The sequence below is a fragment of the Pseudomonas sp. GXZC genome, from assembly GCF_026967615.1.
Lineage (GTDB): Bacteria > Pseudomonadota > Gammaproteobacteria > Pseudomonadales > Pseudomonadaceae > Aquipseudomonas > Aquipseudomonas azotoformans_A.
This window is the reverse complement of the sequence record NZ_CP114115.1, coordinates 1269825-1284200: the sequence shown is the minus strand read 5'-3', so window position 1 is coordinate 1284200 and position 14376 is coordinate 1269825. Positions and strand designations below refer to the sequence as shown.

14 protein-coding genes and 1 other RNA gene are annotated in these 14376 nt (G+C 60.1%); 4 read left to right on the top strand and 11 right to left on the bottom strand.

Going from position 1 to position 14376, the window contains the following annotated elements; genetic code table 11:
* The 9 genes from mraY to rsmI all read right to left on the bottom strand — a co-directional run bounded on the left by mraY (position 1) and on the right by rsmI (position 9050).
* Positions 1 to 1083, bottom strand: coding sequence for a phospho-N-acetylmuramoyl-pentapeptide-transferase (gene mraY / locus OZ428_RS06030; RefSeq protein WP_033899470.1), 1083 nt, complete (start codon positions 1081 to 1083; stop codon positions 1 to 3).
* On the bottom strand, positions 1083 to 2453 hold the full coding sequence (locus OZ428_RS06025; RefSeq protein ID WP_269132877.1) for a UDP-N-acetylmuramoyl-tripeptide--D-alanyl-D-alanine ligase: 1371 nt from the start codon (positions 2451 to 2453) through the stop codon (positions 1083 to 1085). Before OZ428_RS06025 ends, mraY begins: the two co-directional genes overlap by 1 nt.
* On the bottom strand, positions 2446 to 3909 hold the full coding sequence (locus OZ428_RS06020; RefSeq protein ID WP_133074629.1) for a UDP-N-acetylmuramoyl-L-alanyl-D-glutamate--2,6-diaminopimelate ligase: 1464 nt from the start codon (positions 3907 to 3909) through the stop codon (positions 2446 to 2448). The genes OZ428_RS06025 and OZ428_RS06020 overlap by 8 nt, the downstream gene beginning before the upstream one ends.
* Positions 3909 to 5651 (bottom strand): peptidoglycan D,D-transpeptidase FtsI family protein, encoded by a 1743-nt coding sequence (locus tag OZ428_RS06015; protein WP_017738701.1) that lies wholly within the window; start codon positions 5649 to 5651, stop codon positions 3909 to 3911. The genes OZ428_RS06020 and OZ428_RS06015 overlap by 1 nt, the downstream gene beginning before the upstream one ends.
* On the bottom strand, positions 5651 to 5944 hold the full coding sequence (gene ftsL / locus OZ428_RS06010) for a cell division protein FtsL (RefSeq protein ID WP_016974953.1): 294 nt from the start codon (positions 5942 to 5944) through the stop codon (positions 5651 to 5653). Before ftsL ends, OZ428_RS06015 begins: the two co-directional genes overlap by 1 nt.
* The gene (rsmH, locus tag OZ428_RS06005; RefSeq protein WP_016974952.1) at positions 5941 to 6888 is read right to left on the bottom strand and encodes a 16S rRNA (cytosine(1402)-N(4))-methyltransferase RsmH; all 948 of its coding nucleotides are present in this window, start codon (positions 6886 to 6888) and stop codon (positions 5941 to 5943) included. The genes ftsL and rsmH overlap by 4 nt, the downstream gene beginning before the upstream one ends.
* Complete coding sequence (mraZ, locus tag OZ428_RS06000) at positions 6885 to 7340, bottom strand: division/cell wall cluster transcriptional repressor MraZ (protein WP_003171868.1); 456 nt, start codon at positions 7338 to 7340, stop codon at positions 6885 to 6887. The genes rsmH and mraZ overlap by 4 nt, the downstream gene beginning before the upstream one ends.
* A 354-nt stretch (positions 7341 to 7694) precedes the next feature.
* Positions 7695 to 8048, bottom strand: an RNA gene (rnpB, locus tag OZ428_RS05995) — RNase P RNA component class A.
* 96 nt (positions 8049 to 8144) lie between these two features.
* Positions 8145 to 9050, bottom strand: coding sequence for a 16S rRNA (cytidine(1402)-2'-O)-methyltransferase (gene rsmI / locus OZ428_RS05990; protein WP_269132876.1), 906 nt, complete (start codon positions 9048 to 9050; stop codon positions 8145 to 8147).
* Positions 9051 to 9226: 176 nt separating this feature from the next.
* Between rsmI and OZ428_RS05985 the strand changes: the two genes are divergently transcribed.
* The 4 genes from OZ428_RS05985 to OZ428_RS05970 all read left to right on the top strand — a co-directional run bounded on the left by OZ428_RS05985 (position 9227) and on the right by OZ428_RS05970 (position 12673).
* The gene (locus tag OZ428_RS05985) at positions 9227 to 11038 is read left to right on the top strand and encodes a penicillin-binding protein activator (RefSeq protein WP_269132875.1); all 1812 of its coding nucleotides are present in this window, start codon (positions 9227 to 9229) and stop codon (positions 11036 to 11038) included.
* The gene (locus tag OZ428_RS05980) at positions 11038 to 11409 is read left to right on the top strand and encodes a YraN family protein (RefSeq protein WP_061435353.1); all 372 of its coding nucleotides are present in this window, start codon (positions 11038 to 11040) and stop codon (positions 11407 to 11409) included. Before OZ428_RS05985 ends, OZ428_RS05980 begins: the two co-directional genes overlap by 1 nt.
* Before the next feature lie 92 nt (positions 11410 to 11501).
* A complete protein-coding gene (locus tag OZ428_RS05975; RefSeq protein WP_007904374.1) occupies positions 11502 to 12095 on the top strand; it encodes a phosphoheptose isomerase in 594 nt (197 codons plus the stop codon).
* Positions 12092 to 12673 carry a BON domain-containing protein gene (locus tag OZ428_RS05970; RefSeq protein ID WP_033899448.1) on the top strand — a complete coding sequence of 194 codons (582 nt, stop codon included), beginning with the start codon at positions 12092 to 12094 and terminating at the stop codon, positions 12671 to 12673. Before OZ428_RS05975 ends, OZ428_RS05970 begins: the two co-directional genes overlap by 4 nt.
* A 58-nt stretch (positions 12674 to 12731) precedes the next feature.
* Here OZ428_RS05970 and OZ428_RS05965 read toward each other — a convergent pair whose 3' ends face one another.
* Together OZ428_RS05965 and OZ428_RS05960 are read right to left on the bottom strand one after the other, a co-directional pair.
* Positions 12732 to 13505 carry an OmpA family lipoprotein gene (locus tag OZ428_RS05965; RefSeq protein WP_012722283.1) on the bottom strand — a complete coding sequence of 258 codons (774 nt, stop codon included), beginning with the start codon at positions 13503 to 13505 and terminating at the stop codon, positions 12732 to 12734.
* A gap of 192 nt (positions 13506 to 13697) precedes the next feature.
* Entirely contained in the window at positions 13698 to 14342 is a 645-nt protein-coding gene (locus OZ428_RS05960; protein WP_028618886.1) for an MBL fold metallo-hydrolase, read from the bottom strand.
* Positions 14343 to 14376 lie beyond the last annotated feature (34 nt).

The following is a 14376-nucleotide window of genomic DNA, read 5'->3' as shown; positions in this document are numbered from 1 at the left end:
CTACCTCAGTTTCAGGGTGGCAAGGCCGATCAGCACCAGAATCACGGTGATGATCCAGAAACGGACGATCACACGTGGCTCAGGCCAGCCCTTGAGTTCAAAGTGGTGGTGAATCGGCGCCATGCGGAACACGCGGCGCCCGGTCAACTTGAAGGACGCCACCTGGATGACCACCGACAGGGTTTCCATCACGAACACGCCGCCCATGATGAACAGCACGATTTCCTGGCGAACGATCACGGCAATGGTGCCGAGGGCCGCGCCCAGCGCCAGTGCGCCGACGTCACCCATGAAGACTTGTGCGGGATAGGTGTTGAACCACAGGAAGCCCAGGCCGGCACCGATCAGCGCACCGCAGAACACAATTAATTCACCTGCGCCCGGCACATAGGGGATCAGCAGGTATTCAGCGAATTTCACGTTACCCGACAGGTAGCAGAAGATGCCGAGCGCGCCGCCCACCATCACCGTTGGCATGATCGCCAGGCCGTCGAGGCCGTCAGTCAGGTTGACCGCGTTGCTGGAGCCGACGATCACGAAGTAGGTCAGCACCACGAAGCCGATGCCCAGGGGAATGCTGGCGTCCTTGAGCATCGGGATGATCAAGGTGGTTTCCACGGCGCTTGGCGCGGTGGTGTAAAGGAAGATCGCTGCGCCGAGGCCGAACACCGACTGCCAGAAATACTTCCAGCGGCTTGGCAGCCCTTTCGAATTTTTCTCGATCACTTTGCGGTAGTCATCCACCCAGCCGATGGCGCCAAACAGCAGCGTCACCAACAGAACGGTCCATACATAACGGTTGTGCAGGTCGGCCCACAGCAACGTGCTGATGCCGATGGACGACAGGATCAGCGCGCCGCCCATGGTCGGGGTGCCGGATTTGGACAGGTGCGACTGCGGGCCGTCATTACGAACCGATTGACCAATTTGCAGGTTCTGCAGGGTGCGGATCATCCACGGCCCCAGGAACAGCGACAAACACAACGCGGTCAGCACACCCAGGATCCCGCGCAGGGTCAGGTACTGAAAGACCGCGAAGCCTTTGTGGAACTGTTGCAGATACTCAGCCAGCAGCAGCAGCATTAATGTTTCTCCGTACTTGAGCCACACAAGGCCGCGACGACGTTTTCCATCACCGCGCTGCGCGATCCCTTGATCAAAATGGTTGTATGTTTGTCGTGTTCAGCCGCCGTCAGCGCCTGGATCAGCTCGGCCTGGGTCGCGAAATGGCGAGCGCCGGGGCCAAACACGCTGACAGCGTGAGCCATGTGCGGGCCGACGGCGTAAAGCGCGTCGACTTTGCCAGCGGCATAGGCGCCGACGTCGCGGTGGGACTGTTCGGCCCACTCACCCAGCTCGGCGATATCACCCAGCACCAACACCTTGCGGCCGTCGAAGCTTTTGAGCAGGTCGATGGCGGCGCAGATGGAGGACTGGTTGGCGTTATAGGTGTCGTCGATCACGCGCATGCCGTTGCTGGCCAACTGCGCCACGGTGCGCCCCTTGACCGGCTGCACCGCACCCAAACCTGTGGCGATACCGAACAGCGACACGCCCAGGGCGTACGCGGCAGCGGCAGCGGCCAAGGCATTGGCGACGTTATGGTTGCCCAGCAGATTCAGCTGCACGTGTTCATTGCCTTGTGGGGTGTGCAAGGTAAAGGACGGGCAGCCACGCGCATCAACGGTAATGTTGGAGGCGTGGAAATCGGCCGCGGCGTTGAGCACGGCAAACGTCAGGACCTTGCGACCCGCGGCGCGTACACGCCAGGTTTCGAAGGCCTTGTCGTCGAGATTCAACACAGCGGTGCCCGAGGCATCGAGGCCTTCAAGGATTTCGCCCTTGGCTTCGACGATTTTCTCCGGGCCACCGAACTCGCCAACGTGGGCGGTACCGGCATTATTGATGATCGCCACGTGGGGCTTGGTCAGCGCCACGGTGTAGGCAATTTCGCCAACGCGCGATGCGCCCAACTCGATCACGGCAGCGGTGTGTTCCGGGGCCAATTCAAGCAGGGTCAACGGAGCGCCGAAATCATTATTCAGGTTGCCACGGGTCGCGAGAACCGGGCCGCGTGTACGCAACACACCGGCGAGCAGTTCCTTGACCGTGGTCTTGCCGCTGGAGCCGGTGATGGCTGCAACAGGCTTGTCAAAGGCCGCACGGTTCAGCGCACCCAGTTGACCCAAGGCCAAACGGGTATCGGCAACCAGCAGTTGTGGCAGTGTGGAATCCGCCACTTCGCGTTGCACCAAGGCACCGACGGCACCTTTGGCGGCGACGTCATTCAGGTAGTCGTGACCATCAAAACGCGGGCCCGCCAGGGCGACAAACAATTGCCCTGGCTTGATGGCGCGGCTGTCGATACTGACGCCGTCGAAACTGCAATCGCTCGACAACACGCGGGCCGACAGGGCCTCGGTCAGTTCGCTGAATTTCATTGCTTTAAGCATGGGCGACCTCCCAGGCGGTCAAGGCGTGATCGGCCTCGACCAGATCGGAAAAGGCGTGGCGCTCACCGTTGATTTCCTGATAGTCCTCGTGACCTTTACCTGCCAGCACCACCACATCGTCAGCACCAGCGCTGGCGATCAATTGGGCGATGGCTGCACCGCGACCGGCGACAAAGGTGGCCTTGGACACGTCTTTGAAGCCGACACGAATGTCGTCGAAAATCTGGCTCGGGTCTTCGCTGCGCGGGTTGTCGTCGGTGACGAGCACGCCATCGGCCAAGCGCTCGACGATCTCGGCCATCAACGGGCGTTTGCCGCGATCACGGTCACCGCCGCAACCGAACAGGCACAACAGCTTGCCCTTGGCGTGTGGGCGCAGGGCCACCAGGACTTTTTCCAGGGCATCCGGCGTATGGGCGTAGTCGACCACCACCAACGGCTGCTTGCCGCCACCCAGGCGCTGCATGCGACCGACCGGGCCTTCCAGCTTCGGCAGTACACGCAGGATTTCATCGAGTGCGTAATCCAGGCCGAGCAACGCACCGACGGCCGCCAGGGTGTTGCTCAGGTTGAAGCGACCGAGCAGGCTGCTGCGCAGATGATGCTCGCCCTGCGGCGTTACCAGTGTGGCGCGCACACCTTCGTCATTGAACTGGGCTTCGCGGCAGTACAGGTACGCGCTGGAATCCTCCAGGCTGTAGCTGATCAGGCGCGATTCACGGTCTTCGGCGGCCAGTTGGCGGCCGAATGCGTCATCCAGGTTTACCACGCGGCACTTGAGGTCGTTCCAGGCAAACAGCTTGGCCTTCTCGGCAGCGTAGGCTTCCATTGTGCCGTGGTAGTCGAGGTGATCACGGGACAGGTTGGTCATCACCGCCACATCAAACGCCAGCGCAGCCACGCGGCCTTGATGCAAACCGTGGGACGACACTTCCATGGCAACCGCCTTGGCACCGGCCTTTTTCAGGTCGGCCAGGGTCGCTTGCACGGCGATTGGATTCGGCGTGGTGTGCAGGCCACTTTGCAACGCGCCGTAGAAACCGGTGCCCAGTGTGCCGACGATGCCGCAGTGCTGACCCAGCAGGTCAAGCGCCTGGGCAATCAGTTGGGTCACGCTGGTCTTGCCGTTGGTGCCGGTGACGCCGACCAGATTGACGTGTCGACTTGGGTCACCATAAAAACGCCCGGCGATGTCCGAGAGCTGCTTGGCCAGACCTTTGACCGGAATCAACGGCACGTCGGTGATCGGCAGCACGGTGGCGCCTTCCACCTCATAAGCCACGGCGGCCGCACCGCGTTGCAACGCATCCGCGATATGCGCTCGGCCATCGAATTTACCGCCAGGCACGGCCAGGAACAGGTCACCGGCACGCACATTACGGCTATCCAGGCTCAACTCGCGAATCAGCAGATCGCGACCGGCGTGGGCAAAAATCTTGTTCAGGCTAAGAGACATCAGCCGCGCCCTCCATTGGCTTTTACGGCAGCGGCCGGTGGTCCGGCGTTCGCTTGTTGGGTCGGCGGCAGGTTGTCCGGCGTGATGTTCATCAGGCGCAGGGTGCCGGACATCACTTTGCTGAACACCGGCGCCGATACCAGGCCACCGAAGTAACCGGCTTTGCTCGGCTCATCGATCACCACGACGATGGCGTAGCGTGGATCGCTCATCGGGCCGAAACCGGCGAACAGCGAACGGTAGGAGTTTTCGGCGTAGCCCTTGGTGCCCACCGAGGTTTTACGCGCAGTACCCGACTTGCCGGCCACGTGATACGCCGGCACCTGGGCACGGAATACGCCGCGCGGTGCTTCGATCACTTGTTGCAGCATGCCTTGCATGGTCTTGGCGACGTTTTCCGGAATCACCTGAGTGGCTTTAGGTGCTTCGTCGACGTGGATCAGGCTCAGCGGAACCATCCGGCCATTATTCGCCAATACAGAGAAAGCGTGGGCCAGTTGGATCGCCGTCACCGACAGGCCGTAACCGTAGGAAAGCGTGGCGGTCTCGGCCTTTTTCCAGTCGCGATAGTTCGGCAGGTTGCCCACGCGCTCGCCTGGGAAGTCGAGGCCAGTGGGCTGGCCCAGACCGATCTTCTGCGCCAGGTGGTAGATGGTTTCACCGCCGATATCGAAGGCGACCTTACTCATGCCCACGTTACTGGAGTTGATCAGGATACCTGTCAAATCCAGCACAGGGCCTTCAGTGCGCGATACGTCACGAATGGTGTATTTGCCCAACTGCAAGGTGCCTGGATACACCTCGACCTTGTCGCTGGGCTTCCAGCGTCCGGTTTCGAGGGCGGCACTCATGGAGATGGCTTTCATGGTCGAACCCGGCTCGAACACGTCGATCATCGCGCGGTTGCGCATCATCGCCGGTTGCAGGTTGCGACGGTTGTTCGGGTTGTAGGTCGGCTGGTTGACCATGGCGAGGATCTCGCCGGTCTTCACGTCCATGATCACCAGGCTGCCAGCCTTGGCGCCGTTTTCGATGATCGCGTTACGCAGCTCGCGGTTGGCCAGGTATTGCAGGCGCAGGTCAATCGACAACGCCAAGGGCTTACCGGCCTTGGCGTTTTTGGTGACTTGGACATCCTTGATCAGTCTGCCACGCCGATCCTTGATGACTTGTCGTTTGCCGGGAACCCCGGCGAGCCATTCATCGTAGGCGAGTTCCACGCCTTCGCGGCCATGGTCATCGATGTCGGTGAAGCCGACCATATGCGCAGTGGTTTCACCCGCCGGGTAGAAACGACGGAATTCCTCGATGCCGTAGACACCGGGGACTTTAAGGTCGAGCACTTGCTGGCCTTGTTCAGGGGTCAGCCCGCGAACCAGGTAGATAAACTCTTTATTGGCCTGGGCTTCCAGGCGCTCAGCCAAGGCTTTCGGGTCCTGTCCCAACGCAGAGGCAAGGGCCGGCCAACGATCCTTGGCGACCTGCAATTCCTTTGCGTTCGCCCACAGGGTGGTCACCGGGGTACTAACGGCCAAGGGCTCGCCGTTGCGGTCGGTGATCAGGCCGCGGTGTGCAGGAATAGGGATATGACGCAAGCTACGGGCGTTACCCTCGCCGATCAGGAAGTCGCGATCGACCACTTGCAGGTCGATGATCCGCCAGGCAATCGCACCCACCATCAATGCCAGCAAGCCGAGCATCAGGCGGAAGCGCCAGGGGTAGAGTGCGCCCTCGAGTTTCATCATGGCGCCACCATGCGGACTTCAGCCGCGCCAGGAATATGCATTTTCAGCTGTTCGGTGGCCAGCACTTCGATACGGCTATGGGCCGTCCAGGTGCTTTGCTCCAGGATCAACCGGCCCCACTCCGCTTGTGCCTTGTCACGCACACTCAGCTCCCCGTACAGGGTATTGAGCAGTTGACGGTTGTAGTGGGCGCTGTAGGACACCGCAATCGCGGAAACCAGTACACCGACAAACAGCAGCATCATAAAGAAGCTACCGCCCGGGAGGGGCTTGGCAAAAAGCTTGCTCACCGCAGCTTCTCGGCAACGCGCATGACGGCGCTGCGGGAACGTGGGTTGGCCTTGAGTTCGGCTTCGGAAGCGAACTGCGCTTTGCCATGGATTTTGATTTTCGGCACAAAGGCTTCGAAACGCACCGGCAGGTTGCGCGGCAGGTTGTCGGACTCACCCTTGACCAGGCGACGCATGAACAGTTTGACGATACGGTCTTCCAGGGAGTGGAAGCTGATCACGACAAGGCGACCGCCCACTTCCAGCGCCTCGAGGGCAGCCTCAAGGCCGGCCTCCAGGTCGCCCAATTCGTTGTTGACGTGAATGCGCAGGCCTTGGAACGCACGGGTCGCCGGGTTCTTGCCTTTTTCCCACGCGGGGTTGGCGACCTTCAGCACTTCGGCCAGGTCGGCGGTGCGTTCGAACGGCTGGATTTCACGGCGCTCGACCACGGCACGGGCCATGCGACCGGCGAAACGTTCTTCACCGTATTCCTTGAACACGCGGGTGATTTCTTCATGGGGCGCGGTCGCAATGAACTCCGCTGCGCTGATGCCCCGAGTCGGGTCCATGCGCATATCGAGCGGGCCATCGTTCATGAAACTGAAGCCGCGCTCCGGGTCGTCGAGCTGTGGCGAAGACACGCCCAGGTCGAGCAAAACCCCGGCCACCTTGCCCGCCATGCCACGTTCGGCGACTTCAGCGCCTAGTTCGGCAAAGCTGCGCTGCACAACGACAAAGCGGCCGTCTTCGGCCGCTAGCGCTTGCCCGGTGGCAATCGCTTGAGGGTCTTTATCAAACCCGAGGAGTTTGCCGTCGGACCCGAGCTGGCTGAGTATCAACCGGCTATGCCCGCCCCTGCCGAAGGTGCCATCCAGATAGCAGCCATCCGCGCGTACGGCGAGAGCCTCAACGGCTTCGTCAAGCAGTACGGTGATGTGGTTAAAGCCGCTATCAATAGTCACAGGATCAAATCACGCAGTTCATCAGGCATAGCGCCCGGTTGTTGAATAGCAGCCAGGTCAGCTGCAGAAACAGCATCCCAGGCATCTTCGTCCCACAATTGGAACTTGTTCAGTTGGCCGACCAGCATTGCGCGCTTATCCAGCTTGGCGTACTCGCGCAGACGCGGAGGCACTAGGAAGCGACCGCTGCCATCCAACTCAAGGTCGACGGCGTTACCAATCAGCAAACGCTGCAGGCGACGGTTCTCTTCACGCAATGAAGGCAGGGCGCGCAGTTTGGTTTCAATCAACTCCCACTCATCGAGGGGGTAAACACATAAACAAGGGTCAACAGCATCGATCGTGATAATCAACTGTCCAGAACTTCGCGAAATCAGCTCGTCACGATACCGGCTCGGCATGGCGAGACGGCCTTTTGCATCGAGACTGATAGCGTTAGCTCCGCGAAACACAGATGCGTTTCTCCAAATTTTAGCGTTTTACGTTCAAAAAACCCACTTTGTGCCACTTTCCGCCACTTGCGCACACTATAGGAATGCGCCCACCACACCGTCAAGGCGCGGATTCAAGGAAAAGCCTTACAGAACGGAGATTTAGGAGCGTAAAAGGAGGAGAAACCAGAGTTCGGCGATGTTTTTGGCCCAACAAGCGCAAATAGCTCAAAGAGCTATAGCTCGAAGTTAAAGTAATTTATTAAGAGTAAGATTTTTTTGGTATTACGAAGATGCATCTGCCAATGATTCGGCAGGGAGGGATTCTTGCGTTACTACCGGTTTTCTGCCCGAGATTCGGACAGAAGGAAAAAGGTGGAGAGTCGATCTGTAAGCCGGGTTCTGTCTTGAACAGTCATTCGTCTACGATGGCCATCACTGGACATCTTTAGCAACCTACCCGGTCCCAGCGCGGGCCACGCCTTGGGACCCTATTTGGTCTTGCTCCAAGTGGGGTTTACCTAGCCACGAACTGTTGCCAGTCGTGCGGTGCGCTCTTACCGCACCTTTTCACCCTTACCGGCACCGAAGTGCTTAGGCGGTTATTTTCTGTGGCACTTTCCGTAGGCTCACGCCTCCCAGGCATTACCTGGCACTTCGCCCTATGGAGCCCGGACTTTCCTCCCCCCCCTAATTTTCATAGAGGGCAGCGACTGTCCAATCGACTCTCCGCCGCGCAGGTTAACGGCACGGCGGACTTAGGACAAGTAATAAAAGTTCAGAATTGCCATCACGTTCAGACGCAATACCGGTTTAACACCGGAACTATTCGGCTTTCTGCTTATCCAGCGCCGCTTGATATAAGAGGTTCTTGCGCACGCCGGTAATTTCCGCCGCCAGGGCTGCGGCTCGCTTGAGCGGCATCTCCTTGAGCAGCAAGTCCAGGACGCGCATGGCCTCGCTGCCCACGGCGTCTTCGTCCTCTGGCGCGGTCCAGCCCGCCACCAGCACCACGCACTCGCCGCGCTGTTGGTTGCTGTCGCCCTCGACGAACGCACGTAGCTCTTCCAATGGCAGGCCCTTGAGGGTTTCGAAGGTCTTGGTCAGCTCGCGGGCCAGCAGCGCCAGGCGTTCGCCGCCAAATACCAGCTCCATGTCCTGCAAGCATTCAAGGATGCGATGCGGGGCCTCATAGAAGATCAAGGTGCGGGGTTCTTCCTTCAAGGCTTGAAGGCGCGCACGACGCCCAACAGCCTTGGCCGGCAGAAAACCTTCAAAGATGAAACGGTCGGACGGCAACCCCGCCGCCGACAATGCAGCAATCAGCGCGCACGCACCCGGAACAGGCACTACATTGATACCAGCGGCCCGCGCCTGGCGCACCAGGTGGTAGCCAGGGTCGGAGATCAGCGGCGTGCCCGCGTCGGAGATCAGCGCCACATCGTCGCCGGCCAGCAGGCGCACGATAAAGCGACTGCCTTCCTCGCGCTCGTTGTGCTCATGGCAAGCCGCTAATGGCGTGCTGATACCAAAATGCTGCATCAACCGCTGGGAGTGACGGGTGTCTTCAGCCGCGATCAATTTAACCTCGCGCAACACTTTCAATGCTCGCGCACTGATGTCGTCCAGGTTGCCAATGGGCGTCGCCACGACAAAAAGCGAGCCTGCAGTGGAATTCAAAGGACCTGGAGCAGTCAAAACGCACACCTCGATGGTTAGCAAAAGCGACATTGTAGCGCGTAGGCGCCTGGAAAATATGCCATCACGGCCGATGCCTTTTCAGCCGTTTAAAGCCAACTGCAACATTTGCACGACCTAAATCGACGGTTTCACGCCAGTAACATCGCGCCTGGGCCAGTGCTTGGGTACAATTCCACGCTAATTTGATCGGTATCAGGAACACTTACATGATCGCTTGCCTGCGGCTGCTCTCCGCCCTCTGCCTCGCTGCCTTGTTGGCCGCGTGTGCCAGCTCGCCCTCGTCCAGCCTTGGCGACCTTCCACGGACCCCGGACGCCAGTATCGAGCAACTGCTCGAACAGGCCACCACCGCCAAGACGCCAGAAAAGGCCGCATTGCTGCGCCTGAGTGCGGCAGACATGGCCTACAAGCAGAACAACCCTGGCCGCTCGTCGCAGATTCTTGCGCAGGTGCCCCTGGACGTCCTCAAGCCCGCCGCGCAAGTGTTTGCCAGCACCCTGGCCGCCGAATTGGCCATGGCGCGCAACCAGCCCAAGGCCGCGTTGACCGCCCTGAACCACCCGAGCCTGCAAAGCCTGAAGGACCTGCCACCTGAACAGCAGGTCCGCACCGGCAGCGTGCACGCCCGTGCCTATGAAGCCGATGGCCAGACCCTGGCCGCCGCCCGCGAACGTGTGGCCATGGCCCCGCTGCTCACAGGCGATGCCGCCAAAAGCAACCATGAAGCCATCTGGGTATTGATCGCCGCCCTGCCGGCTGAACAGCTGCAAGCCAGCGGCAACCCGACGCTCGACGGCTGGATCACCCTGGCCCAGGCGGTCAAGGGCGCCGGCACGCTGGAGCAACAACAAGCCGCTATCGACACTTGGCGTGCGCAAAACCCGGGTCACCCGGCGGCTGTGCAACTGCCAACGCCACTGACCAAGCTCAAGGAGCTGGCCAGCCAGCCACTGACCAAGATTGCCCTGCTGCTGCCACAGGACGGCCCGCTGGCTTCCGTCGGCAAGGCGCTGCGTGAAGGCTTCATGGCGGCGCACTACCAGGCTGAACAAGCCGGGCAGAAGCCGCCGGTCATCGAGTTCTATGACAGCTCGCGCCTCAGCTCCCTCGACGACTTCTACGCCAAGGCCCAGGCTGCTGGCGTGCAACTGGTGGTCGGCCCGCTGGAAAAACCGCTGGTCAAACAGCTCAGCGCACGTCCGCAGTTACCGATCACCACCCTGGCGCTGAACTACAGCGAGACTGATCGCAGCCCGGCGCAACTGTTCCAGTTCGGTTTGGCCGCAGAAGACGAAGCCCGCGAAGTCTCGCGCCGCGCCCGTGCCGATGGCCTGCATCGCGCGGCTGCAATGGTGCCCCGTGGCGAATGGGGCGAGCGTGTCTACAAGGCCTTCCGCCAGGACTGGGAAGCCAATGGCGGCCAGGTCATGGGGGTCGAGTATGTCGATCAGCCAGTCGCCCTCGCCCAGCAAATTGCCGACCTGTTCCAACTACGTAAAAGCGAAGGCCGCGCCAAGAGCCTGCAAAGCACCGTCGGCACCGACGTCGCCGCGCAACCTTCGCGTCGCCAGGACATCGAGTTCATCTTCCTGGCCGTGACGCCGCAACTGGCCCAACAGATCAAGCCAACCCTGAACTTCCAATATGCTGGTGATGTGCCGGTGTACGCCACGTCCCACGTGTTCAGCGCCAGCGGCGACAAGAACCAGTACCTGGACATGACCAACGTGATGTTCTGCGAAACCCCTTGGCTGCTCAACACCACCGACCCACTGCGCAACCAGGTTGCCGCGCAATGGCCGCAAGCCAATGGCAGCCTCGGCCGACTGTACGCGATGGGCGTCGATGCCTACCGCCTGGCGCCGCGCCTGGGGCAACTCAAGGCGCTGCCGGACACCCGTGTTGAAGGCCTGTCGGGCAACCTGGGCATCAGCGCCAACCAGCGCGTTGATCGCCAGATGCCATGGGCCAAGTTTGTCGGCGGCGAGATCCAGCGCCTGCCGGACACCCCGCGCTGATGCCTGAGCGGTCCAGCGCACAAAGCGGCAAGGATGCCGAACTACAAGCTCTGAAACACTTGCAACAACAGGGTCTGCGCCTACTGGCGCAGAACTGGTTGTGTAAACGCGGCGAGCTTGATCTGGTCATGCTTGACGGCGATACAGTAGTATTCGTCGAAGTCCGCTACAGAAAACACGCACAATGGGGTGGCGCGCTCGCCAGTATTGACGGGCGCAAGCGTCAAAAGCTGATACTCGCCGCGCAGTTTTTCCTGCAAAAAGAGCATCGCTGGGCCGACGCCCCCTGCCGTTTCGATGTGGTTGCCATAGAAAGCACACCGTCTGGTCAGGCTGATCTGAACTGGCTGAAAAATGCCTTCGACAGCTGATTCGCCGGACATCTTCACCACACACTTTTGCTCTTTGCTTTGCGGGCTGCACATTCCTGTGCCAAACAGCCGCGCTACTTAAGGTCACACAGATGGACATGCAATCCCGAATTCGCCAGCTTTTCCAGGCCAGCATCGACACCAAGCAACAGGCGATGGACGTACTTGCACCGCACATCGAGCAAGCCAGTCAGGTTATGGTCAATGCCTTGCTCAACGAGGGCAAAATGCTTTCGTGCGGCAATGGCGGTTCGGCCGGCGATGCCCAGCATTTCTCGTCCGAGTTGCTCAACCGCTTCGAGCGTGAGCGCCCTAGCCTGCCGGCCATTGCCTTGACCACCGACTCGTCGACGATCACCTCGATCGCCAACGACTACAGCTACAACGAGATCTTTTCCAAGCAGATCCGCGCCCTGGGCCAACCCGGCGATGTATTGCTGGCGATTTCCACCAGCGGCAACTCGGCGAATATTATTCAGGCGATCCAGGCCGCACATGATCGCGAAATGATTGTCGTAGCATTGACCGGACGCGATGGCGGCGGCATGGCTTCGCTGCTGTTGCCTGAAGACGTGGAGATTCGCGTCCCGGCCAATGTCACCGCACGTATCCAGGAAGTCCACCTGCTGGCGATCCACTGCCTGTGCGATCTGATCGACAGCCAACTGTTTGGGAGTGAAGAATGACCGTTAACCGCCTGAGCCTTTTGGCCATGACCCTGTGCCTCGCTATCAGCGGCTGCAGCACGGCCATCACTGCAACACGCGACACCCCTATTCAGGATGACAAGGGCACCCGCACCTTCGGCAGCAAGATTGATGACTCGCTGATCGAAACCAAGGTTGAAGTCAACGTCGCCAAGGCCGCCACCGACCTGGGCAACGGCGCCTCGCGCATTGTGGTCACCAGCTTCAATGGCGTCGTGCTGCTCGCCGGCCAGACGCCCCGCGCCGACCTCAAGGCCCAGGCCGAACAAGCAGCCGCCGCTGTACAGCGCGTGAAGAAGGTGCACAACGAATTGCAGGTGATGGACCCGATCACCCTGCTGGCCATCAGCAACGACGCGTTGCTGACCACCAAGATCAAGGCGCAGATGCTGACCGATAACGCGATCCCTGGCTCGCGCATCAAGGTCGTGACCGACAACGGCATCGTCTACCTGATGGGCCTGCTCACCCAGGCCGAAGCCACTCGCGCAGCCAACTTGGTGCAGGGCGTGTCCGGGGTACAGAAAATCGTCAAGGTGTTCGAGTACATCGACTGACCGAAACGACAGCCACAAAAAAGGGCGCCGCATGGCGCCCTTTTTTATTAGCAAGTGTTTACTGGTACTGCGAGTACGGGTTGCCCTGGAACTGATTGTTCTGTTGTGGTGCCTGTTGCTGGGCGCCTGGCTGGCCATACTGCTGGCCTGGGATCGGGCCGAGGTTGACTTCTACGCGACGGTTCTGAGCACGGCCGTTGACGTCGGCGTTGCTGGCAATCGGGTTATCCGGACCGGCACCGCGGGCGCTCAGGTTGGCGCCGTTGACGCCCTGGGACGTCAGGTAGTTGGCCACGCTCTGGGCACGACGCTGGGACAGGTCCATGTTCAATTGACGGCTACCCGTGCTGTCGGTGTAGCCAACGATCTGGATAGTGTTCTGGTTGAACTGCTTGAGCGAGTTGGCCAGGTTGTTCAGCGGCTGGTAGAAGCTGCTGGAGATCGCGTCCGAGTTGGTCGCAAAGGTAATGTTGCCCGGCATGATCAGCTTGATCTGGTCACCCTGGCGCTGAACTTCAACACCGGTATTAGCCATGCTTTCACGCAGTTTCTTTTCCTGCTGGTCGGCGTAGTAGCCATAACCCGCAGCACCGGCACCCGCAACGACCGCACCGATCAGTGCGCCCTTGCCACGGTTGTTGTGGTCGATGGCCGCACCCGCCAATGCACCGGCCAGGGCACCCAGGCCACCGTACTTGGCGGTCTTGCTCATACCGCCGGATTCATTACTCGCCTGTCCCTGGCTGCTGCCGTCATAAGGATTAGGTGATGCGCAGCCGGACAACAGGGCTACGACGGTAGCGACAACAAGCAGACGACGCGAAGTGAACATGAAGGGAGCTCCTACTTTTGCATTCTATGGTGCAAAGGACATTGGCAATGGACCTGTGCGGAGTTTGGAACGCGACAAACGGTAAAAATTCCGTGGCTACAGAAACCGTAGCAGACGCACGCTGAACACGACCTGAGTTTTTGCGACAAGGCTTGCCTGTTATAGAACGCGTGCTTCTCGGAAATTATTCCTTTACGCCCGCACAAAAGGGTTCTCACGCATTTCATCGCCCAGTCGGGTATCCGGCCCATGACCGGTCACCACCGTCGCGCCCTCGTCCAGGGTGTACAGGCGCTGCTTGATCGAACGCACGATGGTCGCCTGGTCGCCGCCCCATAAATCCGTACGCCCGATACCGCGACGAAACAACGTGTCGCCGGCAATCAGCAGCTTGGCATCGGCAAACCAGAAGCTCATCGACCCCGGCGTATGGCCTGGGGTGTGCAACGCCACGCCACAGCCGCAGGCCAACTCCTCATCATGCTCCAGCCAACGATCTGGCGAAGGCACCGGGATGTAGGGCACACGAAACATCTGGCATTGCATTTCCAGATTGTCCCAAAGGAATTGATCTTCTTTGTGCAGGTGCAAGGTGGCACCGGTCTTCTCTTTCAACTGGCCGGACGCCAGGAAATGATCCAGATGGGCATGGGTGTGGATGATGCTTACCACCTTCAGGCCCAAGGCATCGAGTCGCGCCAGGATCAGCTCATGATTGCCGCCCGGGTCGACCACGATGGCCTTTTTGCTGATCGGATCACCGATGATGGTGCAGTTGCACTGCAAAGGGCCGACGGGAAAAGTTTCGCGGATGAGGGTCGGCTTGGCGGTTTCCATTCAGGGTCCTGTCGTGCAAGTGAAATGTCGATTC